The sequence below is a fragment of the Nonomuraea sp. NPDC050451 genome, from assembly GCF_044458585.1.
On record NZ_JBITHZ010000005.1, the window covers coordinates 171,791 to 194,085 of the forward strand.

Here is a 22,295-nt window from a genome sequence, read left to right on the forward strand (position 1 = left end):
TTGTTGTTTAACTGTTGTTTTTTTTTGGGGGCGGGGTCCCCGGGCCCCTTTAACACGGGGTGGGTGTGTTAATGGTGGTCCCCCTCCCCCGCCGGGGGGGGGGCCCCCCCCGCCCCGCCACGGCTCCGGCGAGGCTCCGACAAGGCGGGACACCCGCGCACAGGAGGCACGCATGTCGCATGTGGATGAGACGCTGGCCGCCTACGAGAGCATCGCGGCCCGCTACGACGAGCTGAACGCGCGGATGGACACCTCCAGCCTGGTGGCCTGCTTCGTGGAGGCGGTCGATCGGTACGGGTCGGGCGGTCGGCGGCTGCTGGACGCCGGCTGCGGAACCGGCCGCAGCAGCGTGGCCTTCCGCGAGCGCGGGTTCGAGGTGACCGGCTACGACCTGTCCCCCGCGATGGTCACGATGGCCCGCCGCCGGCCCGGGGCCGAGGACCTCCGGTTCCTGGTGGGACGGCTGCAGGAGCCCCCGCCCGGGCTGACCGGCTTCGACGTGGTCGCCTGCGTGGACGTGCCGATGACGTACCTGACCGGCACAGACCAGCTGCGACAGGCGCTGACGGCCGCGCGCGACCAGCTCGCCGAGGACGGGGTGCTGGTCTTCGACCTGAACACCATCGGCTACTACCGCCGCATGTTCAGCGTCCCCACGGTCGCCGACCGGGGCGACCGGTACGTGGCCTGGTTCGCGGAGTCCCCGCGGATCGAGGTGGACGCGGTCGTGGTCACGCAGTTCGACCTGTTCGAACGGAACGGTGCGGGCTGGGAGCGGCTGTCGATGCGTCACGTGCAACAGCACCACTCCGACCGGACGGTGCGCAAGGTGGCCGAGCAGTCCGGACTGCGCATCGTGGCCGCCCACGGGCTGGTGGGGACGTCGACGCGGGACCCGGCCGACGAGGACGACCACGACCGGATCCTGTACGTCGCCGGCCGGGCCGGGTGACGCCACGGCACCCCGGTCACACTTCCGTCTCGTGGGTCAGGTGGGCGCGGGCCGCGATCGGCGTCGGCTGCCCGGGACGCCCGCGCCCGAGCGGGCGATCAAGCCCTGATGGCGGTGCCCTGGGCGGAGACGAGGCGCCAGGCGCCGTGGGCGTCGGCGGCGTAAACGTGGGTGTAGCGGCTTCCGGCACTGAACGTGGCGCCGTCGGGGTTGGTGAAGTTCATGCCGGTACGCCCGACGACGATGCCCACGGTGCCGATGACCCGGACGATCGCCTCGTCCGGGAACGATTGGATGCGGGGGAACCGTAGGGAGCCGGAGGCCACCAGGTCGAGCAGGATCCCCCTCTCGGCGACGGCCCCGTCCTCGACCCCGACCAGGAGGAAGTCGTCCGCCAGTAGCTCCTCCAGAACGGCGAGATCACTTGCCACCAGGGCGTCGAAGAAGCTCTGGTCGTGCTTGAGGAGGGTGTCCCGATCCAAGCTGCTCATGTTGCGACGGTAGACGTTGACGCTGGTGACAAGGTCAAGCCGGCTTCGGGGGTGCGCTGCAAGCGCGATCGAGTCCCCGCCCACTCACGGCCGGTGGACGGGGACGGCTCGCCGTCAGATGGTGTACCCGCCGTCCACGGCGAGGGCGGTGCCGGTGACGTACCGGCCGCCGGAGCCCGCCAGGTAGGCCACCGCGGCGGCGATGTCCTCGGCTTCGCCGTACCGCCCCAGGGCGGTGAGGGAGCGTTGGAAATCGGCAGTTTCGCCGTCGGCCGGGTTCATGTCGGTGTCGATCGGGCCCGGGTCCACGATGGTGGCGGTGATCCCGAGCGGCCCCAGCTCCCGGGCAAGTCCCTTGGTCAGCCCGATGAGCGCGGATTTGGCCATCGCCTGCAACACGAAGTTCGAGCCGGGAACGCGTCCGTTGAAGCACGACCCGATGCTTATGATCCGCCCGCCGTCGCCCATGTGCCGGGCGGCGGCCTGGGCGGCCAGGAACACCGACCGGACGTCCACGTCGAGCACCCGGTCCAGTTCCGTGGCGGACACCTCCGCCAGCGGGCCGTAGGCGAGGAAGCCCGCGTTGTTCACCAGGATGTCGATCCGGCCCAGCTCCCGTACCGTCTGCTCCACCGCCTCCGCCGCGGACTCCGGACGGGCCAGGTCGGCCTGGATGACCGCGGCCCTGCCACCGTCGGCCTCGATCCGCTTGGCTACCTCGCGCGCCTGGTCCACCCCCTGGACGTAGGTCAGCGCAACCGCCGCCCCCGCGTCCGCCAGCTCTTTCGCTATCGCCGCGCCGATCCCGCGGCTGCCGCCGGTCACCAGCGCTACCTTGCCGGCCAGATCATTCATCGCTGCTCCTCCGTAGATGGCTGCTCATCACGCCGGCATGGTAGAAGTTGACATCAATGTCAGATTCAAGTCGTCATCAGGCGAGGCGAGGAATGCGGATCGGCGAGTTGGCCCGGCGCACCGGGGTGAGCGAGCGTTCCCTGCGCCGAAGCTGGTCCGCGAGCTCACCGCGCAACGCGACCGCATCGACCGCATGATCATGGATCTGATTCGCTCCCGCGATGTCCTGGACGAAGTGATCGACACAGCGTCGCAGAGCGCGACCACTGGCCCGGCTTCACTCGGCGGTCTCGGGGCCGCTCGTACTCGGCTGCCCAGCGGCGTGGGGCCGGACGGGCTCGGCCCTGGCCAGCACGGAGGATGACGCTGGAGGCCCGTGCTACTCCAGCTCTTCGACACGGTCGGCGAGGCGTTCGTGGCGTTGCCTGGCGGCTTGCGCGGTGCCGAGCCCGAGCCCGAACGCGATCTCCTGCCAGGTCATGCCGCGACCCCGCGCCATCTGCAGCAGGCCGGCCTCCAGCGCGTCCAGTTCCCCGCGCACCAGCGGGAGGAGGCTCAACGCCGCGGTGATGTCGGCGTGATCGACCTCCGGCTCGCCGTCATCGAGCCGTGCGGCTCCGCTGAGCAGGAACGCCACGAGCCTGACGGCTTCGTGCGGGCCGATGGCCGACGCATGGACCTGCCGACCGCGCTGCTCATCGGTGGCCGCGTGCCGCTCGGCGATCCGGAACAGGGACGCGTGCACGCGTTGCGCGCGCGCCTGCTCCGGATGCGGAGGAGTGAAGGGATCGAGATCGGTGTCTGAAGGCATGGGGCTCACGATGCCGCAGCACTCGAACCGATGTCAACTTCCCGTTTTAAACAGAGTGTTTACATGGCGGGCCGGACGTCAGCGAAGGAATTGTCGGTTGCTCATGACAGTCTGGGCCGATGCCCTCGACGATCTCAGGCTTCGATGAACACACGGTCCGGGTGGACGGGCTTGACCTCCATGTGGCTTCAGGCGGAGAGGGGCCGCCGCTGCTGTTGCTGCACGGCTTCCCGCAGACCCATCTGACCTGGCGGTATGTCGCTCCGGCGCTGGCAGACCGCTTCCGCGTCATTTGCCCCGACCTGCCCGGCTACGGGGCCAGCGCCAAGCCAGCGGGTGGCCACGAGCAATACGCCAAACGTGCGACCGCGGCGACCATGGTGGCGCTGATGCGACAGCTCGGCCACGAGCGTTTCAGTCTGGTCGGCCATGACCGTGGAGCGCTGGTCGCCTTCCGAGCCGCGTTGGACCACCCCGACGCCGTCGCCCACCTCGGCGTGATCGACGTCATCCCCACCGTCGACATGTGGGAGTCGCTGGCGGGCGTGGGTGGCGTCTTCGGGTTCCACCTGTATTTCCTCGCGCAGCTCAACGACCTGCCCGAGCAGATGATCGGGGCCGGACCCGACACGTTCTTCGGCTACTTCCTCGACGCCTGGGCCCCGGCCGGCACGTTCGACGCCGGGGTTCGTGAGGCATACCTGGCCGCGACGCGCGATCCGGAGACGATCCACGCCATCTGCCAGGACTACCGGGCCGGCGCCTTCGTCGATGCGACCCACGACAGCGAGGATCGGCAGGCCGGCCGGCGCGTCAAGGCCCCTACCCTGGCGATCTGGCAGGACCCCGGCGACCTGGTGCTGCCGTTCGACCCCTCGGCGGTCTGGCACGGCTGGGCGCCGGATGTCCGCACCCTGATGTTGCCGGGCGGGCACTTCCTGCCGGAGACTCAACCCGACGCCGTCACGGCGGCGATCAGAAACCTGATCAGTTGATCTCCGACACTCCAGCGACACTTCGCGACCGCACCACCCGGACGCCTCCTGAAGAGGTACGAGGATGCGGCGCGGTCGCGGCTTCCGACCGGCAGGCCCTGCGACACATTCGGCGGCAGCCGAATCCAGAGGACCCCGGGGCATGCTCACGCTGCCGTTCTCCGCGTACGACCTGACCGGCTACCCGCCGGCGCTGCTGGTCACCGCGGCCCTGATGGCGCTCGCCGGCATCCTCATCCCCCGGGCCCGGAGAGCCCCCTCGACCCCTGTGGATGCATGATGACGTGACTCGCCTCGTTTCTGCCCTCGCGGACCTGGGCGGGGACGACGGCGCCCAGACCGAAGCGGCGCGCCGATCTGCGTGCGCCCGCCACAGCTGGGAGAGGCTCAGAGCGCCGTCAGGATGTCGTCGATCCTCGCCGGCGTCAGCGGCCGGTCGAGCATCGCGTGCAACCGGGCGCGGGCCCTGCCGCGATTCTCCTCCGTCTCCTCCGGGGACAGGGCACGCCTGGCGTAGAACTCCAGCAGATGCCCCTGCACCACGATCGCCATCGAGAAGTCGGCCGGCTCGGCCACCTGCGCAGGCCCACCCGCGCCCCGATAGGCGCGGTAGGCCGCGGCCGCGTCCTCCAAGGGCAGATCGACGAGGATTCCCGCCAGCTCCCACGCCGGGCGCGCCGGCCCGCAGTTCTCCCAGTCCAGCACGATCACGCCGCCATCGGCCGCCCTGCGCACGTTCTCTGTGTTGACGTCGCGATGGCAGGTGGTGACGAGGGAGCCGGGCGGGGCAACCAGGGCGTCCAGCGCGACGAGATCGGCGAGCGCCCGCTCCAGCTTCGGCGCCCACTCGCCCCCGGCCGCCGCCAGCTCCTCCCATGCGGCCCGGCCGACCGGCTCGCAGAACCACGGGGCCACCGCCCCCGACGCCGGATGCCCCACCCGGTGCAGCCCGGCCGTCACCATGCCGAGCTCGGCCGCCGTGACCACCTCGCCCGCCACCAGATCCACCCATTCGTAGACCCGCCACCTCCCGTCGAGCAGCACGTCGCCCTCAGCCGTCGTGACGTGCCGCGGCAGGCGCACGCCTGCCTCCCTTGCGGCCAGCTGGAACGCGGCGTCCTGCCGCGCGGCACTCTCCTCGGCGGGTACGAGCAACTCCTTCACGGCCCACGAACCGCGCTCGGTGTCCAGCCGCCAGATCCGGCCCAGCTCGCCGCGCGCCGCGTACGCGGCCGGCCCGATCGGCTGCCCCAGCCCGTACGCCCGCGCCACTGCCCGCATCGCCTCGTCCACGATCCCTCCCCACGGCACCCGGGCCATGGTGTCCTCACTCGCGGCCACCGGCAACCCGGAAGGTGCCGCACGGTGAGACGCACGTCGTACGGGCCGCTGTCCGGCAGGACGCAACAGCGTTGACGATCCGGCGGCGGACGGCGTTCATGCCCCTGCCCCCGCCGTGGCACCCGGCGCCTTCAACCGGGAGCGTTCCGCACGTCGGCCATCGACCGTTGCTGCGAGGGGAAGCAGCGGATCGCGGAGCTGCGTCACCGGCTGACTGCGGCCGCCTCGGCGTGCCGGGCGGGCAGCTGCAGTGCCTGCGCGCAGGTGCCGCCCCGGCCGGATATTCCGTGGCGGACGTCGCGGGGAGCGATCAGACTGAGCGGATGGACAGGACGGTCAGCGCGTGGGTCACATCGGGTGGCGAGCGGCTCGGTGTCATCGGCCCGTTCGCGGTGGATGTGCCGTGGTGGGCCGAGGTGGAGCCGGTCGTCGCGCACCTGCGCCAGGTGCTCGGCGTGGATGTGCTGGTGCTGCGCCTGCTGGACGTGGACGGCGGCGAAGGCGGCCGCGACGGTCATGTGACCTATCACGTCGAAGCGCTGGAGCGGCCCGCGCCGGGGCGGCTGACGGCCCCGCTGCCCACCGATCACGGAGTGCTGGACAGGCCCGAGCGGCTGCGGGCGCCGTGGGCGCGGATCGACGGGCTGCGGGAGCTGTTGAGCTGGGCGGCGGACGTGCTGAGGACGGCCGGGCGACCGCTGACCGGGCCGATCCGGCAACGCAAAACCTGGAATCTGGCCGGACTGTTCCTCCTGCCCACCGCCCAAGGACCGGTATGGCTGAAGGCCACGCCGCACTTCGCCGCCGACGAGGCCACCGTCATCGGCATGTTCGCGGCACTGGACCCGGGGCTGGTTCCCAGGATCGTGGCGTCCGGACCGGGGCGGATACTGCTGGAGCATCTTCCCGGCGAGGACTGCTGGGACGCCCCCGTCGAGATCATCGACAGCGCCGTGACGCGGCTGGTCGCCGCGCAGGCCCGTCTGGCGGGCGCGATCCCTCCCGGGTTGCCGGACCGGCGCGGACCCGTCGTCGCCGACCGGGTCCGCGACCTGCTCGCCGGTGACGTGGGCCGCGAGCTGACCGCCCAGGAGCTGGCGGAAGCGTACGAGCTGGTCGAACAGTGGCCCCTGCTGGCCGAGTGCGGCCTGCCCGACACGATCGTGCACGGCGACTTCCACCCGGGAAACTGGCGCAGCGACGGCGGCCCGCCTGCCGTGGTGGACTTCGCCGACGCGCACCTCGGCAACCCGGTGCTGGACGGAATCCGGGCCCGTGACTGGCTTCCCCCCGCCAGACAACCCGCCGCCGCCGACGCCTGGATCGAGGCCTGGACCACCCACGTCCCCGGCTGCGACCCGGCCCGGGCACTCGCGATCGCCGAACCGCTGTCCCACCTGGACTATGCCGTCCGCTACCAGGAGTTCCTGGACGGCATCGAACCGTCGGAGCGGATCTACCACCACGACGACCCGGTCACCAGCATCCGCGCCGCCCTGCGTTCCGCCATGATCATGGATTGACGATCCCGCCGACGCGACACCGGCACCTTCTCTGACCTCCAGCCGGCCTGGGCAGTGGTCTGGCCCAACCCGGCCATCACCGTCATGGCCAAGCGACTTCAAGACGGCCTCCTGCCATGTTCCACTCGGGTTCGTGGGCAGAAGGGAAGCTCCGCTCGACGCCTCCGACGGTCCGGTGCGGGCGTTCGCCAGTGACCTTCGCGAGTTACGCCGGGCCGCGGGGAATCCGCCGTACCGTTCCCTGGCGACCAGGGCCTACTGCTCGGCGTCCGCGCTGGCGAACGCGGCGAGCGGGAAGGACCTGCCATCCCTCAACGTCACGCTCGCGTACGTCAGGGCCTGCGGCGGCGATGTGGAGGCATGGGAGCGGCGGTGGCATGAGGTGAACGCCGGCCTCACGCGTCCGACCGCCGCCGTCACCGTCCCGAACCGCGCTGTCTCCAAGACCCCGAGATGGCGATGGGTCGCCGGTGTCACCGGGCTCGTGGTGGCGGTCGGCGGGTTCCTCCTTCTGCGCGAGAGTGCGCCGCCCGCGCCCGTCGACCTCATCCAACTGGCGGAGAAGGCGTCCTGGCGGTCCGGCCAGGGAGCCGTGGCCTGGGGTTCGGGTACGCGCGTCCAGGCGGGTTCGGCGAACCTCGCCCTCCAGGCACCCATGGAAAGCGGCGTGAGAGTCGGACGGGTGCTGGCCACGCATCCGCAATGGGTCCCGCAGGGCTACCTGGAGGGCGACTTCCGGCTGCCGCGCCCCGTCGACAGGCGTGACCGGCTGGTGGGCACAGTGGGTTTCTTCGTCGACGAACCCGGTTTCGCCACCGGTCTGCGAGTGGGCGGCGAGGTGGACTTCTCCGTGTACGTCCTGGACGAAGCCGGGCCGCAGCGCGTGCACGTCGTCCGCGATGTGGGCAACGACTGGCGGACCCCGCGTCTCGACGTTGACATGTCCGCGTACGAGGGCGCGACCAAGCTCCGGATCCGGGTCGACGCCGGGGACACCGCCGCCCAGGACTGGGCCGGCTGGTGGGACCTGCGCCTGGAGCCGCGCGAGTGATTGTCCGCGGTTTGTGCAGCCGCCCGCTGGACAACGAAAGCGCAGCTAGAGAGGAGGCATGGACGACCTGTACACGGCCATCGCCGAGACCCTGGCCAGACGCGAGCAATTGATCCCGAGCATCCTCCGCACGCTGTCAGCGGCGCTTCTGCTGGCGGCAGTTCTCGTGGGACTACCCATGCACACGCCGATCGCCCGCGCGGTCGCGCCCGTCGATCCGATCTGCCGGCTGAACTTCTCCATCACCACGGGGAACGACGGACTGGGCGAGGGCTCGGCGGTGTCGATCCTGTTCGGCGGCCAGCGCGTGATCTTCCGAGAAGGCGGCGGAACCATCCACCGGGGCGGCACCGGCGACCATCCGCACACGACGTTCCTCTGGGAGACCCGGCTGGAGGAACCGTGCGTCACCAGCGAGGAACTGCTGGACGGCTTCACCATCGAACACTCCGGCGGTGGTGACGACTGGGACCTGGCCCGCATCGTGGTCACAGACCCGACACGGGAGGAGCCGGGCGTCCGTCTCCCCGTCCCCCAGCCGCATGAGCCCTTCCAGCTTCTCTTCCTGAGCGGGACGCCCCTGCACCACTTCGAGAGCGACGACACCTTCGGCACCGTCGAGCGCTGGACCGCCCGCCAGGACCTGGCGCTCGACACCGACGGTGACGGCCTGACGGACCTGGACGAGCTGCGTGGTTTCGTCACCGGCGCGGGGCCGTCCCTCCGCGTCGACCAGTGGCTCGCGCAGAACAACGCCGATCCGTGCCGCCTGACCATCGCGGTGGAGATCGACTGGTTCGTCGACGATGCCACCGGCGTGAGCGACGAGCCGTCCGACCTGGCCCTGCAGGAGGCCCGGACCATGTTCGACCGGGCGCCGCTTCCGCTGCGGCCGATCCGGTGTCCGTACTATCGCCAGGACCGGCCGGGCGTGCAGTTGCTGACCCACAAGTCGGACGCCATCCGCCTGCCCACGGCCGACCGTACGCAGGCGCTGTCGGCGACGTGGGCCGGCAACCGGACCTATTTCGACTACTACCGCGACGGAGCCGTTCCAGGTTTCGGCCACTTCACCCCGGGCCGGGGTGGGCGCTTCTTCTACAGCCTCTGGGGCTACGCGTGGATGAACGCCAACGACGGCGTCAGCGGCTGGTGCTGCGCGGACCCGAACGACAACAGTTTCGCGATCACCCTCGGCAGCTGGACAAACAGGACCGACCACATGGCGGCCGCGGTCTTCGTTCACGAGCTCGGACACGCCCTCGACCTGTCGCACGGCGGGAGCGGCGAGGAGCCGAACTACAAGCCCAACTACCTGTCCGTGATGAACTACCGGTACGGCGCCATCGGCCTGCCCAGATTCCAGGACTGGGCGAACCTGCTCATGCGCATGCCCGCCGACACCGACTACCAGCCGGACAGCCCCGCCATGAGAGCGGTCCTCGACCAGGTGAGCGATCTGGACTATTCACGCGAGCGGCTGCCGCTCCTGGCGAGGGAGGCCGGCGGCAGATGGCACCTGGACGAGGCTGCCGGCATCGGGACCTCGCGCGGCGCCGCGGTCTTCTGGTACGACCCGTCCGGCACCCTACGCGTCGGCGACTCCACCCAGGGCCTGGACTGGAACATGAACGGCAACCCTCAGGAGTCCGACGTCGACGTCAACATCATGGGCGGCCGGGAGATCTGCGTGACCGACAACGGCGACAACGCCCTGTCGCCGATGACCCGGAGGGCGGGCGACGACCAGGTCGTCGGGACCACGATCATCGCCGGGCAGGACGGCCTCTGCGACACCTCGTTGATCGACGCCACCGACGACAAGATGATCCCGGACTCGTGGGACGCGGGCACGACCACCCGCGTGGCCTCGCCCGGCTTCGACTATCCCGCGAGGTTCGGCTACGCCGGCGGCGTCGCGGGATTCTCGGACTGGGAGGCCGTCCGCTTCCGCATCGGCGTCTCCCCCGACGCCGGCCGCCCCCTGCGCTCGGCCGACAGCATGGGGATCAGCCAGTCGCAGTTCGACCGGAACGTCACCGAGATGATCCGCGCATTCATCACCAGCCGGTTTCCGCAGGGCCTGCCCGCCCAGGGCACGGTCATCGACGCCGGCGCGCTGCAGGCCCCGGCGTTCGCTGTCAGCGGGGTGAGCGGCTGGCTGGACGCACGTAAGCGCCACACCCTGCGGCTCGCCCCCGGCCGGCACACCCTGTCGTCTCCGGGAGCCACACCCATCGCCTTCACCGTTGACGACACCGGCGTGGTCGACTACGCCCCCGATCTGACCGGAGTGTCCGGCCGAGGCACCCACACCCTGACCGTGACCGGACTGCCGATCCGCCTCGACGGCACCGGCCTGAGCTACCCGCACATCGGGCTGAGCGGACTGGGCTGGCTCAGCTCCAGCCAGGTCCAGGACGTGCGATTGCTTCCCGGGGACTACACGCTGGTCGTGGGTGGGGTCGGCGGGTGGCCCTTCCGCGTCACCGCCGAGGGCAAGATCACGTACGGCGAGCCGTACGCGCGGATCCTGTCCGGCGCGGGCACCGGCACGCTCACGATCGCCGGCATCCCGGTCACCCTCGACGCCACCGACCTGTCGTGTCCGTACATCGGCCTGGCCGGGCACGGCTGGCGGAGCACCCGGCAGGTCCAGAACCTCCGCCTGCTGCCCGGCACCCACGCCTACGTGGCGAGCGGCGCCCCTGGCACCCAGGGGTTCCGGGTGACGGGCGCGGGCCTGATCGACTACGACGACCAGGCGGACCCCATCCTGTCCGGCCGCGGCACGGCAACGCTGAGAGCCGCACCCTGAGGAGCTTCGTGAACACCTGTCGTGCGCAGCGGGAAACGGATTCGTGAGGTGCGGCGCTCTCGCTGGTCAGGAGGCAGGGGGAAGAACCCGAACCAGGTAGTCGGCCAGCTCGCCCGGCCGCGACAACATCGCCATATGGCTACCGGACATCTCATCCGGGGTGATGCCGAGCCGCTCCCTGACGTGGCGGCGTACGAATTCGGGGGTGAACAGACGGTCGTCGCGGCAGAGCAGGTATCTCGTCGGAACGTCCGGCCAGGCGGGCAACGGCCAGGGCTCTCGACCCGTCCGGTCCATGCTGATCTTCTCGGCGAGCGCGCCGTCGTGGGCCAGTACCCGCTGGGCCAGTTCGCGGGGGACGTCGTGCAGGTAGAGCTCGTAGTCGTCGTCGCTGCCGGACGAGGGGCGGCCACTGCGTTCCCACCAGTCGTCCGGCGTCTCGCCTGGACTCGGGATCATGGCGGTCACCAGGACAAGCGCGGCGGCTCTGGCACGTACGCAGACGAGAGGGCCGACGAAGCCGCCCCAGGAGTGGGCCACCACCACGAGAGGCCGACGCTCGCCGGCTGCCTGGACGACGGCGTCGGCGTAGTCCCAGAGCCCCGCCTGAGGGTCGGACATCGGCAGGTCCACCGCGACCGTGTCGTGCCCGCGGCTGCGGAGTTCCGCTTCGAGCAGGTGCCAGTCGAAAGCGCTCCCGCCGGCACCGTGGATGAGAGCGAAGGTTGTCATGACGGTTGTGACCGTCGGAGGCGCGGAAATTCATCGGGGGTCGCGGGGCCAGGAGCGGCCCGACCCTGCCGGGGATGTCCACGATGGTCGTAGGCGCCGTCCCAGACCGCTGCGACGGCGTCGGCAAGCTGGAGGGCTTGCGTCATCAAGAGAGGGACGCGCGATGCCAGATCATGCGGCCGGTACGAGGTCGAAGCCCGGCCAATGCGTGGCCGAAGATCGTCGTCACTTATCCCTTCACCTCCGCCGGCGCCAAGAAGTGCGCGATCGACCTCAAGACCGCGCCGTCGGGCTACTTCTGCAAGCACATCTACAACCCCGGCCGCTGGGCTCTCATGACCTACTAGGGAGTACAAAGCTGCTTCGGGGGTTGGCGACGGGTCTCCTTGGCCCGCTCTCGGCGTGGCGTACCTGAGAGAAGGTCGGCAGCACCGGCGCATGCGGGACATCTTCGTGGGGACGTCCCGAAAACGTCTTGGCACCCCTATGCGTCCCCCGTAGTCAACGATGGAGCCTGGGCGCGAGTTCGCGCGCCGATGGCTGCGGCAGCGCCAGGCGTGTGGGAGCCGGCAAGGGGTCTACGGCCTCCCACACGCACCTGGCCCGGCATGGAAAACCGGTACGGGCGGTGGCGGTGGGCCAGCGGCTGCGACGACCAGGTGATGAGGATCGGCTCGCCCGCGCTCGCCGCGCCGGCACGACACCGAGCACTGGCTAAGCTGCGCGCATGGCGCGAATTCTCCTCCTGCACTCGATGTACGGCCTGCGGCCCGGCGTCCACCAGGCCGCTGACCGATTCCGGACGGCCGGCCATGAGGTGCACGTCCCCGATCTGTACGGCGGCCGGATCGTCGACACCCCCGAGGAGGGGACCGCGATCAAGGAGGAGATCGGACGGGATGAGCTGCTGAAGCGGGCCGTGACCGCGGCCGCCCCGCTGTCCGCCGACGGCCTCGTGTATGCGGGCTTCTCGCTCGGCGCGGCGATCGCGCAGAACCTCGCCCTGGGCGACGAGCGGTCTCGAGGGCTGCTGCTGATGCACGGCACCTCCGACATGGCCGACGGTCTCTCGGCCGACGACCTGCCGGTCCAGCTGCACGTGGCCGATCCCGACACCTACGAACCCGCCGACTGGTTGAACGCCTGGTACTTCCGGATGCGCCGGGCGCGGGCCGAGGTGGAGGTCTTCCGCTATCCGGGCGTCGGCCACCTGTTCACCGAACCTGACCTGCCCGACTACAACGCGCAAGCCGCCGAACGCGCCTGGGCCATCGCGCTGGACTTCGTCGCCGACCTGTAACCGATCGCGACAAAACGGGCAGGTGTCGGTTCCGTCGGGTTCTTGCCGTAGCCCTCGAGCAGCCTTCCCACCATGAACGCGATGTACGGTATGCCCGATTCGGGCCCGCGGCTGGAGATCCGGCCCAGGTTCGCGAGCTGGGACGCCGCGGAGCGCCCGAGCCAGGTCCGGCTGGAGAAGTTCCTCTCCGAGGCGTGCCAGGTGTGCGCGCCGCAGCTCGACCAGCTCCCGGACCTGCTCGCGTTGCGGCTGGACGTGGGCCTTCCCGGAGGGACGCCGCTGCTGGAGCACCATGATGCAGGAGATGCAGTCCAAGACCACCGGCTCTTGCAGAGAGCTGACGACATCAGTGACTCGAACGACCTTCATGGCCGTGATGCCGGGCCGTCACCCAAGCACCTCCGACGTCCGGCGGGTGAAGGCGTAGCCGAAGCGGAGGGAAATCGCCGGCCTGCGTGTTGCAACCTGCGCCCGGGCCGGACCCATCTCTTGGGATGTGAAGTCATCTATCGGGGAGACCAATGAGCCTTGACGAGGAGTACACCGCCTATGTGAGTGGCCGGCTGTCCTGGTTGCGGAAGATCGCTTATCCGTTGTGCCAGGACTGGCACCGCGCCGACGATCTGGTGCAGACGGCGATAACGCGGCTCTACGTCAAATGGCGCCAGGCACGGGCCGCCGACGACCTCGACGCGTACGTGCGCACGATGCTGATCCGGGTCTTCCTCGCCGAGCAGCGAGGCGGCTGGTTCTCCCGCGTACGGGTGACGTCCGAGCTGTCGGACCAGCGGGTAGAAGGCGGTGACCGGGACATGGTCATGGACGTCAACCGGGCTCTGGCCGCCGTTCCCGCACGCCAGCGCGCCACTCTCGTGCTGCGTTTCCACTGCGACCTGAGCGTGGAGCAGACCGCGCACGCGCTGGGCTGCTCCACCGGGACCGTCAAGAGCCAGACCGCGCGCGGTCTCGCCACCCTGCGCTCGATGCTCGGCGCGCCGGAGTCCCGTTTCGCACGGACGGAGGAATCTTGATGGATGTCAAGCAGGTGTTCGACTCGCTGGCGCGGCAGGTGGAGCCGCCGAGCACGGTGAACGTGAACCGGGCCATGGCGGCGGGGCGCGCCAGGCGCAGACGCCGTCGTGCCGCCGTTGCCGCGTCCTCGGCGGTGGGGGTGGCCGCGGCCGTTCTCGTGGCCTGGTCGGTTCAGCCGTGGTCGGGGCGGCAGAACGGCGTCGTCGCCACCGTGCCGTCCGTCACGAGCTCGCCGCGGCCCGTCTACAAGGGGTTCGCGGAAATGAAGAAAAAGTATCCACCCAAGGGCAAGGTCGCCTCTGTACCACCGCTGATGATGTGGGTGAGCGACTCGCCCCGCAAGGGTGGTCTCCTCCTTTGCGAGAGCGGGCCGAGCGGTAGCTCCTGCGCCTCATTTCCGCCGCTCACCGGCAAGGAGTTCGCCCGTACGCAGGGCAGGGGTAAGGACATCTGGTTCGGTGTGGCCAAGGGCGAGGTTCACGGAGTGACGGCTGTCACCAAGGGCGGGCGGAAGCTTCCGGCGAACCTCGAGAGGGATGTCGGAGCTGGGCTCGGGCTTTGGGCCATCGAATATCCCCCAAGAACGGACGTGCTGAGGCTCGTCATCACCGACGCCAACGGGAGGACCCTGCAGAGGATCGCCGTGTCACGAGCCTGACGGTCCTCGTCTACTCCCGGCGTCGTAGTCCGGCGGGTCGTTGATCCCTGTGCGGTAGTGGCAGATGACTCCGCCTGTGGGACGCCCTCCGAACGGCAGCCGGGCGACAATTTCCGGTCATGAGGGCGTGGCCGTTGACCGGCTTCGATCCTGCGGAGCTGAGGTCCGCAGGTCGAAAGGGCCGGAGCGACCTGACGACGACGGAGACGGGACAGCGATGACCACCACTGACCTTGCCGAGGCGAGGGAACAGTCCACATCACCACCGGAGGACACCGATCCCAGGGCGGGACAGAGCATGGCAAGGCTGCTGCGCCCGTACGGATGGAGTTTCGCCGCAGTGGTGATCTCGCAGGTCATCGGCGCTGTCGCGGGGCTGGCGCCGTTGCTGGCGGTCGTCGAACTGGGTCGTACGCTGTTGTCGCCCGGCCCGGCCGATCACGGTCACGTCTGGACCGTCGTGATCGCGGGTACTGTCGGCCTGTTCGTCCGGCTGCTGTTCACGGCCGCGTCGTCCGGGATCGGGCACATTCTCGACGGCCAGGTGCAGCTGTCGTTCCGCCGGCAACTGGCCGCGCGGCTGGGGCGCGTACCGATCGGCTGGTTCTCCCGGCGCCGCACCGGCGAGCTGGCGAAGGTGGTCGGGGAGGACGTGAGCGCCGTGCACCCGTTCATCGCCCACACCCCCGGTGAGCTCATCGCCGCGTTCGTGGTGCCGCTGGTGTCGCTGATCTACCTGTTCACCGTCGACTGGCGGCTCACGCTGATCGCGCTGATACCGGTGGTGCTGGCAGTGGCGCTGGTCCCCTTGATGATGACTCCGATCCGGCTGCGCGAGCAGAAGGAGTTCGACGCGGCCATGGGAAGGATCGCGAGTTCGGTCGTCGAGTTCGTGCAGGGCATCTCGGTGGTCAAGGCGTTCGGCGGATCGGAGCGCGCCCACCGTAGGTTCCGCATGGCCACGGACGATTTCGTCGGCGCCTTTTCCCGGTTGGTACACGGTCTGTCCGCGGTCGCCGCGGGGATGCAGCTGGCGCTGTCGCCGCCGTTCGTGCTGCTGGTCGTGCTGATCGGCGGTGTGGCGCTGATCGCGAACGGTGGCATGACCCCGGCCGACCTGCTGCCCTTCCTGCTGCTCGGGCTGGGCCTGACCGCTCCCGTGGCGGCCCTCGGCCACGGCTTCGACGACATGCAGGCCGCCCGGCGGGCGGTCGGCCGGATCCGGGACGTGCTCGCCGTGCGGTCGCTGCCGGAGCCCGCGCGTCCGGTCGCGCCGCGGGGCCACCGGGTGGAGCTGCGTGACGTGCGATTCGGCTACGAAGCCGACCACGAGGTGCTGCGCGGGATCGACCTGGTGCTCGAACCGGGGACGGTCACCGCGGTCGTCGGCCCGTCCGGAAGCGGGAAGTCCACGCTGGTCCAGCTGTTGCCGCGGTTCTTCGACCCGACTCACGGCTCGGTCCTCCTGGGCGGTGTCGATCTGCGCGAGCTCGGCAGCCAGGAGCTGTATCGGAGGGTCTCCTTCGTCTTCCAGGACGTTCGCCTGCTGCGCGCGTCGGTCGCGGACAACATCGCGCTCGCGGTGCCGCACGCCGGCCCCGATGACGTGGTTCGCGCCGCCCGGCTGGCGAACATCCACGAGCGGATTCTCGAGCTGCCGCGCGGGTACGAGACGGTGATCCACGAAGAGGCCGGGCTGTCGGGCGGCGAGGCCCAGCGGATCTCGATCGCACGCGCGCTGCTCGCCGCCACGCCCGTTCTGGTGCTCGACGAGGCGACCGCCTTCGCCGACCCGCACACCGAGCAGGCCGTACGCCGGGCCCTGGCCACGCCGGCGGGCGATCGGACCGTCCTGGTCATCGCCCATCGCCTGGAGACGGTCGCCGACGCCGACACCGTCGTGATGCTGGAGAACGGGTCGATCGTCGAACGCGGCGCGCCCGCCGAGCTGCTGGCACAGAACGGCAAGTTCGCCGCCTTCTGGCGATCCCACCGATCGGCGGTCGCCGACGAGATCGAAACCGTACTGCAGGGAGACGAGCCCCGATGATTCGAATGCTGCTGCGCGTGCTCGGAGACGAGTACGCCCGGCCGGTGCGTCGCACCGTGGCCCTGATGACGACGACCGCGGTGGCCGAGGGGTTGTCCTACGCGCTGCTGGTTCCCGTGCTGCGGGCGCTGTTCGGGAGCACGCCCGCGGAGGCCGGGCCGTGGCTGGTCGCGTTCGGGGCGGCGGTCGCGGTCTACGCCGTGCTGCGCTATCGCAGCGACCTGTCCGGTTTCCGCGTCGGGACCGTGCTGTTGCGTGGCATGTACCACCGGCTCGGCGATCACCTGGCCCGCCTGCCGCTGGGCTGGTACGGCGCCGGCCGGGTCGGCGAGGTGTCCGTTCTGGCCAGCCGCGGCGTGCTGCAGGCGATGAGCGTGATCGCGCATCTGCTGGCGCCGTTCATCTCCGCCTGCGTGACTCCCCTGACGATCATCGTCGTGATGCTCGCCTTCAACGCGCAGTTGGGGCTGGCCGCGCTGGTCGCCGTTCCGGTCGTGGCGGCGGTCCAGATCTGGACGGGACGCTCGATGGCCGCCACCGATGCGGAGCGCCACGAACGCGACCACGAGGCGACCGGGCGGGTCATCGAATATCTCCAGGCCCAGCCGGTGCTGCGTGCCGGCGGCCGGGCCGGCGAACGTTTCGAGCTGCTCGACGACTCGCTGCGGCAGGTCCAGCGCGCCTCTCGCCGTACCGTGATGTCGGCGCTGCCCGGCACCGTGGGCCTGGCACTCACGGTGCAGGCGATCTTCACGGCGCTGCTGGTCCTGGGCGCCTACCTCGCGCTCGGCGGGGGCATCGGCGCGGCGGAGGTCCTGACGATCCTGGTGCTCGCCGCCCGCTGCGCCGATCCGCTGCTGTCGCTGGCCGACATCGGCGGCAAGCTCCGCGGCGCGCGATCCGAGCTGACGAGGCTCGACGCGGTGTTGCGCACCGAGCCGCTGCCCGAACCCCGCGAGCCGATCCAGCCAGTTGGCCATGCCCTCGAGTTCGAGTCCGTCGTGTTCAGGCATGGGGACCGTACGGTGATGGACGGCGTGTCGTTGTCCGTGCCGGAGGGGCAGCGGCTCGCCGTCGTCGGACCGTCGGGCGCGGGCAAGAGCACGTTGCTGCAGTTGCTCGCGCGGTTCTACGACGTGGAGGCGGGCGCGGTGCGCGTGGGAGGCGCGGACGTGCGCGCCATCAGCACCGATGCGTTGATGGCGCGGATCGCCATCGTGTTCCAGGACGTCTATCTCTTCGACGGCACGATCGAGGAGAACGTACGTCTCGGCCGTCCCGACGCCGACGAGGCCGAAGTGCGGGCGGCGGCGACCGCTGCGCGGCTGGACGAGGTGATCGAGCGGCTGCCCGGCGGATGGGCGACGAATGTGGGCGAGGGCGGCACACTGCTGTCCGGCGGCGAACGCCAGCGGGTCTCGATCGCGCGAGCGCTGCTGAAGAACACGCCCATCGTGCTGCTGGACGAGGTGACCTCCGCCCTGGACCCGGTGAACGAGGCGGCCGTCCACGAGGGCATCGAGCGGCTGATGGCGGGCCGGACGGTGGTGATGGTGGCGCACCGGCTGCGCACCGTCCAACGCGCCGACCGCATCGCCTTTCTGGACGGCGGCCGGATCGTGGAGGAAGGCAGCCACGACGAGCTACTGAGCCGCGGCGGTCGCTACACCGATTTCTGGAACACCGCATATGCCTTCACGCCATTCGGCTGAGTCATTATTCTGGAAGACCCTACAACCCGGCCATAAATGCGCCATACGCCCACCATGCAGCCCCTCACCTGCGCAAATGCATCAATAAATTAAACATAAGGCATAGCTCCGTAGGCGATTTGAACACCCTTCCAGGAAATTGTCCAGACCTTGTCGAGCGGTTTGTCAGCCCTTACTCTCCAGGTGATCAAATCACTTTCTCCCTTTACCTGGAGGCACCTCTTGCGCCGATTAGCGCTCCCCGTCGCCGTCTCGGCGATCCTGCTCCCCTTCCTCTCCCCGGAGGTCTCCGCCACCGCGCTCGACGACCCGCCACCGGCCAACGTCCAGGAGATCGGCCCCGGCCAGTACTCCTCCGACACCAAAACCTTCAAGCTCACCGAACTGGACGTGCCCGCGGGCGCGATCAGCCGCAAGCACGGCGTGGTTCTGGCCGCCGACGATCTGGCCCGGCCGCAGTCCGCCCCGGCGACCCGCCCCGAGCTGGGCGTCTTCGGGCCGGGCTGGCAGGCCGAGTTCGCCGGCGGAGAGATCAACCGGAAACTGGAGAACCAGAACGGCACCATCGTCGTCACGGTGCTCGATGAGGGGACGTCGACCAGCTACCCCCTGAAGAGCAGCGTCTCCTTCCCCGACGGCGGCGGCGTCCAGACGTACGAGGCCGCCAGCGGGTCCAAGATCACGCAAACCACCAGGTGGGACGCGAACATCGGAGCGATGCGTACCACGACGACCGAGACGCTCGTGACGGACCCGGGCGCCGTGGAGGCGGGTGACGACACCTTCACCACGAACGACGGCACCCCCATCAGCACCAGCGACCTCCAGCTCACCTACACCTGGGCCCGGCCGGCCGGGGCGCCGAGCGCCGACCCCTGGCGTGTGACCGAGGTGGGCAGCACCGCCCTCGGCAAGTCCACGATCACCTACGACGCCCAGGGCCGTGTCAGCACGGTGAAGGAGCCGGCCGGCACCGCGACCCCGGCGTCCGTCACCAGGTTCACCTACGCCACGACCACCACGGCCACCGGCACCTCCAGCGGCGACTACGCGGGCCGGCTCAAGGAGATCGCGGTCACCTACGGAACCGAGGCACCGCAGACAGAGGCGAGCTACGCCTACGACCTGAGCGGCCTGCTACGCACCGTGAGCGATCCCAGCGTCGGCGCCGTCCAGGGGACCTACGCCTACGACTCGGTGGGGCGCCTGTCGTCGATCGAGTCCGTCACCAGCGGCGGCTGGCAGCTGTCGTTCCCGGCGGGTGCCGCCGCTCCCCAGGTGGTCGCCACCGGCACCGACATGCCGGAGAACGGCGGGACGACCACGGGCGCGGCCGGGCTCGACGACCCCGACGCCACCGAGCCGCCGGCCGGCGACTTCCTGCCGGACGGCGTGGATCCCCCGCAGTCCTACCCGAAGAAGTGCAACACGGCCGTGACCTGGATGTGGTACACGAAGTCGGGCTGCTCGGCCTGGGCATGGCACGGCGGCAAATGGCGGAAGCCCGACTGGAAACGGACCGCCAGCGGCTTCAAGGTCAGGGGTATCTACTACGACCACTGCACGAGTTCTCCGGACAAACCCCACAATTTCGATATGCGGCCGGCCTGTGACTCCCACGACTACGGGTACGGCCTGATAGCCAACCAGAAGAAGCACTACAAGTACTACCTCGACAACACCCGTGCGCGAAAGCTCGACGTGGACAACCGGTTCTACATCACCATGCGCGACAAGGTATGCGGTGGCTACTTCATCCTGTTCCGGCCCGACTGCAGGGCATGGGCATGGACGTATTACCAGTTCGTCAAGAAGTACGGCAACCCCTGAGAACGGCGCTAGCTGAACGACCCCGGCAACCTTCCTAGGGCCGGACGGCGGCACCGGCCGCCGTCCGGCCCTGACCCGGTCAGAGGCGGATGAGCGCCGCGGCCAGCTCGGCATTGCGCCGGGCGAACTCCGCCCATTCGGGCGGCGTGCCGGCGCTCGCCCGGGCGACGGCCGAGCGGCCGCACTCACGCTGTTCCCATCCGTTCAGGCGCCCGCCGCGGATGGCGAACGTGACGGCGAGGCCGTCCGCCCACCCGCACAAGTCCTGGTCGCCGCCGCCTTCGACGGTGACGCGCTGCACGCTCGTCACCCATTCGAACGCGGCCAGCTCTTCCTGGATCCGGGCGGCCAGTTCGAAGTTGAGCGCCGCCGCCGCACGATCGCGCGCCGCGCTCAGCTCTTCCCGCATGGCTCCGGCGTCCGTCCCGTCGAGCGCGGCGATGACAGCCGCGGCCAGCCGCTTCCTGGACTGCGGGCCGATGCCGCGCCTCGCCGCGATGTCGCGTTCGGCGCCGGTGAGCCGCTCACGCGTGTACGACAGCGGGAACGCCCGGTGCAACCCCGAGATCGCCAGCCGTGCTCTCGTCCCGCCGAGGTAGGGCCCGAAGCCGACGACCCCGTCGAACCGTGCGACATGGCTCGTCCGCACCCCGGCGGTGCGCGGGCGCGGGTCGACCACGATGTAGATCGACGTCTCCACGCCGTGCGTGCGGTTCCAGGGGGGCAGGCCGGCCTCCAGCAGGTTGCGTTCGAGCCATGCGGCCTCGTGCACCGAGTCGCACGCCACCGCCTCGACGCGGGCGATCCGGGCGACCATCTTCGTCAAGTGCAGGCGATCGCGCAGGTCACCCCAGTAGGACTGCACCCGGCTCCGTAGGTCGGTGGCGCGCCCCAGATAGAGGATCTGGCCGCGCCGGTCCCGGAACCGATAGACGCCGGGCTCACGAGGCAGCCGCGCGGCCGATGATCTGGCGGACACCCGGCCGAGTCAAACATCCGTCGCCCGCCGGCGGCAAGCGCTCAGGCGAACCGCCAGCGGGTCGCTCCGTGCGGTTCGGCGGTGGCGACACCGAACGCGACTCGCATCGAGAAGCGATAGAGGTGCCACGGCGCCGGGCCCGCGCTGGGTGCGCTGTACGGCGCCGTGATCGCGTCGCCCTCGGCGGTCGCGGGCCAGCCGAGCTCGGCGTACAGCGCGGCCACGCCCCGAACCGCGATGGCGCCGACGCCCGCGGCGTGCGGCCGGCCGTCGGGCCGCACGGTGCCGAAAAACCACGTGATCCCGGCCGGCGGGACGGAACTCATCGCCGCGGTACGGGGGTCACATCGTCGTTCCGCCCGAGACGTCCAGGCGGTGTCCGGTCATGTAACGGCTGTCGTCTCCGGCCAGGAAGGCCACCGCGTCGGCGACGTCCTGCGGCGTGCCCAGCCGGCCCAGCGGTGACTGCGACGACAGCCAGGCCAGGGCCTCGCCGACCAGGCGCCCCTCGTGCATGTCGGTGTCGATGACACCGGGTGCCACGGTGTTGACCGTGATGCCGCGCGGCCCGAGCTGCTTGGCCAGCGCGGTGGTCAGCACGTCGAGCGCCGCCTTGGACATGGCGTAGCCGATCGCCCGGGGCATGGCCGCGCCTCGGGTCAGCATCGTGCCGACGGTGATGATCCGGCCGCCGTCCCGCAGCCGCGGCACGGCGAGCTGGGTGATGAAGAACGGAGCGGTCGTGTTGACCGCGAACAGCCGCTCGAAACCCTCCCTGGTCACGCCGTCGATCTCGCTCTGGTCACCGAGGATGCCCGCGTTGTTGACCAGGATGTCCAGGCCGTCGGCGTGGGCGTCGAAGCCGGCCCACAGCGCCTCGGCGTCTCCAGGCACGCCCAGCTCGGCCCGTACGGCGAAAGCCTGCCCTCCGGCCGCTTCGATGGCCGAGACCGTCTCCTTGGCAGCAGCCTCGTTGCTGCCGTAGTGGACGGCGACCCGGGCGCCCTCCCGGGCGAGCCGGGTGGCGACGGCCCGGCCGATCCCCCTGCTGGCGCCGGTCACGAGCGCCGTCTTGCCGGTCAATGTCGTCATCGCCGATCACGCCTTCCGTATTTCGCGTACTTCGTACTCGAAATGGGACCATAGCCATTCGAGTACTGTGTAC

General features: G+C 70.1%; 22 protein-coding genes. 14 read left to right on the forward strand and 8 right to left on the reverse strand.

All coding sequences use genetic code 11. From position 1 onward, the window contains the following. Nucleotides 1-172 precede the first annotated feature (172 nt). Entirely contained in the window at nucleotides 173-952 is a 780-nt protein-coding gene (locus ACIBI9_RS19270; RefSeq protein WP_397223487.1) for a class I SAM-dependent DNA methyltransferase, read from the forward strand. 98 nt (nucleotides 953-1,050) lie between these two features. Here ACIBI9_RS19270 and ACIBI9_RS19275 read toward each other — a convergent pair whose 3' ends face one another. The 3 genes from ACIBI9_RS19275 to ACIBI9_RS19285 form a co-directional block, all read right to left on the reverse strand. Continuing rightward, complete coding sequence (locus ACIBI9_RS19275) at nucleotides 1,051-1,443, reverse strand: nuclear transport factor 2 family protein (protein ID WP_397223488.1); 393 nt, start codon at nucleotides 1,441-1,443, stop codon at nucleotides 1,051-1,053. A gap of 114 nt (nucleotides 1,444-1,557) precedes the next feature. Next, nucleotides 1,558-2,298 carry an SDR family NAD(P)-dependent oxidoreductase gene (locus tag ACIBI9_RS19280; RefSeq protein WP_397223489.1) on the reverse strand — a complete coding sequence of 247 codons (741 nt, stop codon included), beginning with the start codon at nucleotides 2,296-2,298 and terminating at the stop codon, nucleotides 1,558-1,560. A 379-nt stretch (nucleotides 2,299-2,677) separates the two neighbouring features. Beyond that, nucleotides 2,678-3,109 carry a DNA-binding protein gene (locus ACIBI9_RS19285; RefSeq protein WP_397223490.1) on the reverse strand — a complete coding sequence of 144 codons (432 nt, stop codon included), beginning with the start codon at nucleotides 3,107-3,109 and terminating at the stop codon, nucleotides 2,678-2,680. Nucleotides 3,110-3,228: 119 nt separating this feature from the next. On the opposite strand from ACIBI9_RS19285, the gene ACIBI9_RS19290 reads away from it, so the two are divergent. After that, complete coding sequence (locus ACIBI9_RS19290) at nucleotides 3,229-4,104, forward strand: alpha/beta fold hydrolase (protein ID WP_397223491.1); 876 nt, start codon at nucleotides 3,229-3,231, stop codon at nucleotides 4,102-4,104. A 142-nt stretch (nucleotides 4,105-4,246) separates the two neighbouring features. Further along, nucleotides 4,247-4,384: a hypothetical protein gene (locus tag ACIBI9_RS19295; protein WP_397223492.1), complete on the forward strand. Its 138-nt coding sequence runs from the start codon at nucleotides 4,247-4,249 to the stop codon at nucleotides 4,382-4,384. A 107-nt stretch (nucleotides 4,385-4,491) separates the two neighbouring features. Here ACIBI9_RS19295 and ACIBI9_RS19300 read toward each other — a convergent pair whose 3' ends face one another. Further along, complete coding sequence (locus ACIBI9_RS19300; RefSeq protein WP_397223493.1) at nucleotides 4,492-5,445, reverse strand: phosphotransferase; 954 nt, start codon at nucleotides 5,443-5,445, stop codon at nucleotides 4,492-4,494. A gap of 323 nt (nucleotides 5,446-5,768) precedes the next feature. On the opposite strand from ACIBI9_RS19300, the gene ACIBI9_RS19305 reads away from it, so the two are divergent. The 3 genes from ACIBI9_RS19305 (at nucleotide 5,769) to ACIBI9_RS19315 (ending at nucleotide 10,837) form a co-directional block, all read left to right on the forward strand. Further along, nucleotides 5,769-6,968, forward strand: a complete 1,200-nt coding sequence (locus ACIBI9_RS19305; RefSeq protein WP_397223494.1) for an aminoglycoside phosphotransferase family protein — start codon at nucleotides 5,769-5,771, stop codon at nucleotides 6,966-6,968. A 133-nt stretch (nucleotides 6,969-7,101) separates the two neighbouring features. After that, nucleotides 7,102-8,019, forward strand: a complete 918-nt coding sequence (locus ACIBI9_RS19310) for a hypothetical protein (RefSeq protein ID WP_397223495.1) — start codon at nucleotides 7,102-7,104, stop codon at nucleotides 8,017-8,019. 58 nt (nucleotides 8,020-8,077) lie between these two features. Next, nucleotides 8,078-10,837, forward strand: coding sequence for a hypothetical protein (locus tag ACIBI9_RS19315; RefSeq protein WP_397223496.1), 2,760 nt, complete (start codon nucleotides 8,078-8,080; stop codon nucleotides 10,835-10,837). 66 nt (nucleotides 10,838-10,903) lie between these two features. Here the strand turns inward: ACIBI9_RS19315 and ACIBI9_RS19320 are convergent, their stop codons facing one another. Further along, nucleotides 10,904-11,569: an alpha/beta fold hydrolase gene (locus tag ACIBI9_RS19320; protein ID WP_397223497.1), complete on the reverse strand. Its 666-nt coding sequence runs from the start codon at nucleotides 11,567-11,569 to the stop codon at nucleotides 10,904-10,906. A gap of 74 nt (nucleotides 11,570-11,643) precedes the next feature. On the opposite strand from ACIBI9_RS19320, the gene ACIBI9_RS19325 reads away from it, so the two are divergent. The 8 genes from ACIBI9_RS19325 to ACIBI9_RS19360 all read left to right on the forward strand — a co-directional run bounded on the left by ACIBI9_RS19325 (nucleotide 11,644) and on the right by ACIBI9_RS19360 (nucleotide 20,151). Next, a complete protein-coding gene (locus tag ACIBI9_RS19325; RefSeq protein ID WP_397223498.1) occupies nucleotides 11,644-11,916 on the forward strand; it encodes a hypothetical protein in 273 nt (90 codons plus the stop codon). A gap of 380 nt (nucleotides 11,917-12,296) precedes the next feature. Then, a complete protein-coding gene (locus ACIBI9_RS19330; RefSeq protein ID WP_397223499.1) occupies nucleotides 12,297-12,869 on the forward strand; it encodes a dienelactone hydrolase family protein in 573 nt (190 codons plus the stop codon). A gap of 72 nt (nucleotides 12,870-12,941) precedes the next feature. After that, the gene (locus tag ACIBI9_RS19335) at nucleotides 12,942-13,394 is read left to right on the forward strand and encodes a hypothetical protein (RefSeq protein WP_397223500.1); all 453 of its coding nucleotides are present in this window, start codon (nucleotides 12,942-12,944) and stop codon (nucleotides 13,392-13,394) included. Beyond that, the gene (locus ACIBI9_RS19340) at nucleotides 13,391-13,900 is read left to right on the forward strand and encodes a SigE family RNA polymerase sigma factor (RefSeq protein ID WP_397223501.1); all 510 of its coding nucleotides are present in this window, start codon (nucleotides 13,391-13,393) and stop codon (nucleotides 13,898-13,900) included. Before ACIBI9_RS19335 ends, ACIBI9_RS19340 begins: the two co-directional genes overlap by 4 nt. Next, nucleotides 13,900-14,559, forward strand: a complete 660-nt coding sequence (locus tag ACIBI9_RS19345; RefSeq protein ID WP_397223502.1) for a hypothetical protein — start codon at nucleotides 13,900-13,902, stop codon at nucleotides 14,557-14,559. Before ACIBI9_RS19340 ends, ACIBI9_RS19345 begins: the two co-directional genes overlap by 1 nt. A 298-nt stretch (nucleotides 14,560-14,857) precedes the next feature. Beyond that, nucleotides 14,858-16,609 carry an ABC transporter ATP-binding protein gene (locus ACIBI9_RS19350; RefSeq protein WP_397223503.1) on the forward strand — a complete coding sequence of 584 codons (1,752 nt, stop codon included), beginning with the start codon at nucleotides 14,858-14,860 and terminating at the stop codon, nucleotides 16,607-16,609. Next, nucleotides 16,606-18,321 carry an ABC transporter ATP-binding protein gene (locus ACIBI9_RS19355; protein ID WP_397223504.1) on the forward strand — a complete coding sequence of 572 codons (1,716 nt, stop codon included), beginning with the start codon at nucleotides 16,606-16,608 and terminating at the stop codon, nucleotides 18,319-18,321. The genes ACIBI9_RS19350 and ACIBI9_RS19355 overlap by 4 nt, the downstream gene beginning before the upstream one ends. 222 nt (nucleotides 18,322-18,543) lie before the next feature. Then, nucleotides 18,544-20,151, forward strand: coding sequence for a phospholipase A2 (locus ACIBI9_RS19360; protein WP_397223505.1), 1,608 nt, complete (start codon nucleotides 18,544-18,546; stop codon nucleotides 20,149-20,151). 79 nt (nucleotides 20,152-20,230) lie between these two features. On the opposite strand, the gene ACIBI9_RS19365 is transcribed toward ACIBI9_RS19360, so the two are convergent. Genes ACIBI9_RS19365 through ACIBI9_RS19375 form a run of 3 tightly spaced genes read right to left on the reverse strand, consistent with a single transcriptional unit; the run spans nucleotide 20,231 to nucleotide 22,222 of the window. After that, nucleotides 20,231-21,130 carry a hypothetical protein gene (locus tag ACIBI9_RS19365; RefSeq protein ID WP_397223506.1) on the reverse strand — a complete coding sequence of 300 codons (900 nt, stop codon included), beginning with the start codon at nucleotides 21,128-21,130 and terminating at the stop codon, nucleotides 20,231-20,233. 41 nt (nucleotides 21,131-21,171) lie between these two features. Beyond that, nucleotides 21,172-21,456: a hypothetical protein gene (locus ACIBI9_RS19370; RefSeq protein ID WP_397223507.1), complete on the reverse strand. Its 285-nt coding sequence runs from the start codon at nucleotides 21,454-21,456 to the stop codon at nucleotides 21,172-21,174. A gap of 16 nt (nucleotides 21,457-21,472) precedes the next feature. Further along, complete coding sequence (locus ACIBI9_RS19375; protein WP_397223508.1) at nucleotides 21,473-22,222, reverse strand: SDR family NAD(P)-dependent oxidoreductase; 750 nt, start codon at nucleotides 22,220-22,222, stop codon at nucleotides 21,473-21,475. Between the last annotated feature and the right edge of the window lie 73 nt (nucleotides 22,223-22,295).

Excerpts from the sequence above, each read along its gene's own strand:
- ACIBI9_RS19330 (WP_397223499.1), top strand. The coding sequence starts at position 12,297 with ATGGCGCGAATTCTCCTCCTGCACTCGATGTACGGCCTGCGGCCCGGC.
- ACIBI9_RS19270 (WP_397223487.1), top strand. The coding sequence starts at position 173 with ATGTCGCATGTGGATGAGACGCTGGCCGCCTACGAGAGCATCGCGGCC.
- ACIBI9_RS19295 (WP_397223492.1), top strand. The coding sequence starts at position 4,247 with ATGCTCACGCTGCCGTTCTCCGCGTACGACCTGACCGGCTACCCGCCG.
- ACIBI9_RS19275 (WP_397223488.1), bottom strand. The coding sequence starts at position 1,443 with ATGAGCAGCTTGGATCGGGACACCCTCCTCAAGCACGACCAGAGCTTC.
- ACIBI9_RS19345 (WP_397223502.1), top strand. The coding sequence starts at position 13,900 with ATGGATGTCAAGCAGGTGTTCGACTCGCTGGCGCGGCAGGTGGAGCCG.
- ACIBI9_RS19340 (WP_397223501.1), top strand. The coding sequence starts at position 13,391 with ATGAGCCTTGACGAGGAGTACACCGCCTATGTGAGTGGCCGGCTGTCC.
- ACIBI9_RS19375 (WP_397223508.1), bottom strand. The coding sequence starts at position 22,222 with ATGACGACATTGACCGGCAAGACGGCGCTCGTGACCGGCGCCAGCAGG.
- ACIBI9_RS19320 (WP_397223497.1), bottom strand. The coding sequence starts at position 11,569 with ATGACAACCTTCGCTCTCATCCACGGTGCCGGCGGGAGCGCTTTCGAC.
- ACIBI9_RS19355 (WP_397223504.1), top strand. The coding sequence starts at position 16,606 with ATGATTCGAATGCTGCTGCGCGTGCTCGGAGACGAGTACGCCCGGCCG.
- ACIBI9_RS19305 (WP_397223494.1), top strand. The coding sequence starts at position 5,769 with ATGGACAGGACGGTCAGCGCGTGGGTCACATCGGGTGGCGAGCGGCTC.
- ACIBI9_RS19285 (WP_397223490.1), bottom strand. The coding sequence starts at position 3,109 with ATGCCTTCAGACACCGATCTCGATCCCTTCACTCCTCCGCATCCGGAG.
- ACIBI9_RS19325 (WP_397223498.1), top strand. The coding sequence starts at position 11,644 with ATGTCCACGATGGTCGTAGGCGCCGTCCCAGACCGCTGCGACGGCGTC.
- ACIBI9_RS19335 (WP_397223500.1), top strand. The coding sequence starts at position 12,942 with ATGAACGCGATGTACGGTATGCCCGATTCGGGCCCGCGGCTGGAGATC.
- ACIBI9_RS19370 (WP_397223507.1), bottom strand. The coding sequence starts at position 21,456 with ATGAGTTCCGTCCCGCCGGCCGGGATCACGTGGTTTTTCGGCACCGTG.
- ACIBI9_RS19290 (WP_397223491.1), top strand. The coding sequence starts at position 3,229 with ATGCCCTCGACGATCTCAGGCTTCGATGAACACACGGTCCGGGTGGAC.
- ACIBI9_RS19280 (WP_397223489.1), bottom strand. The coding sequence starts at position 2,298 with ATGAATGATCTGGCCGGCAAGGTAGCGCTGGTGACCGGCGGCAGCCGC.
- ACIBI9_RS19315 (WP_397223496.1), top strand. The coding sequence starts at position 8,078 with ATGGACGACCTGTACACGGCCATCGCCGAGACCCTGGCCAGACGCGAG.
- ACIBI9_RS19350 (WP_397223503.1), top strand. The coding sequence starts at position 14,858 with ATGGCAAGGCTGCTGCGCCCGTACGGATGGAGTTTCGCCGCAGTGGTG.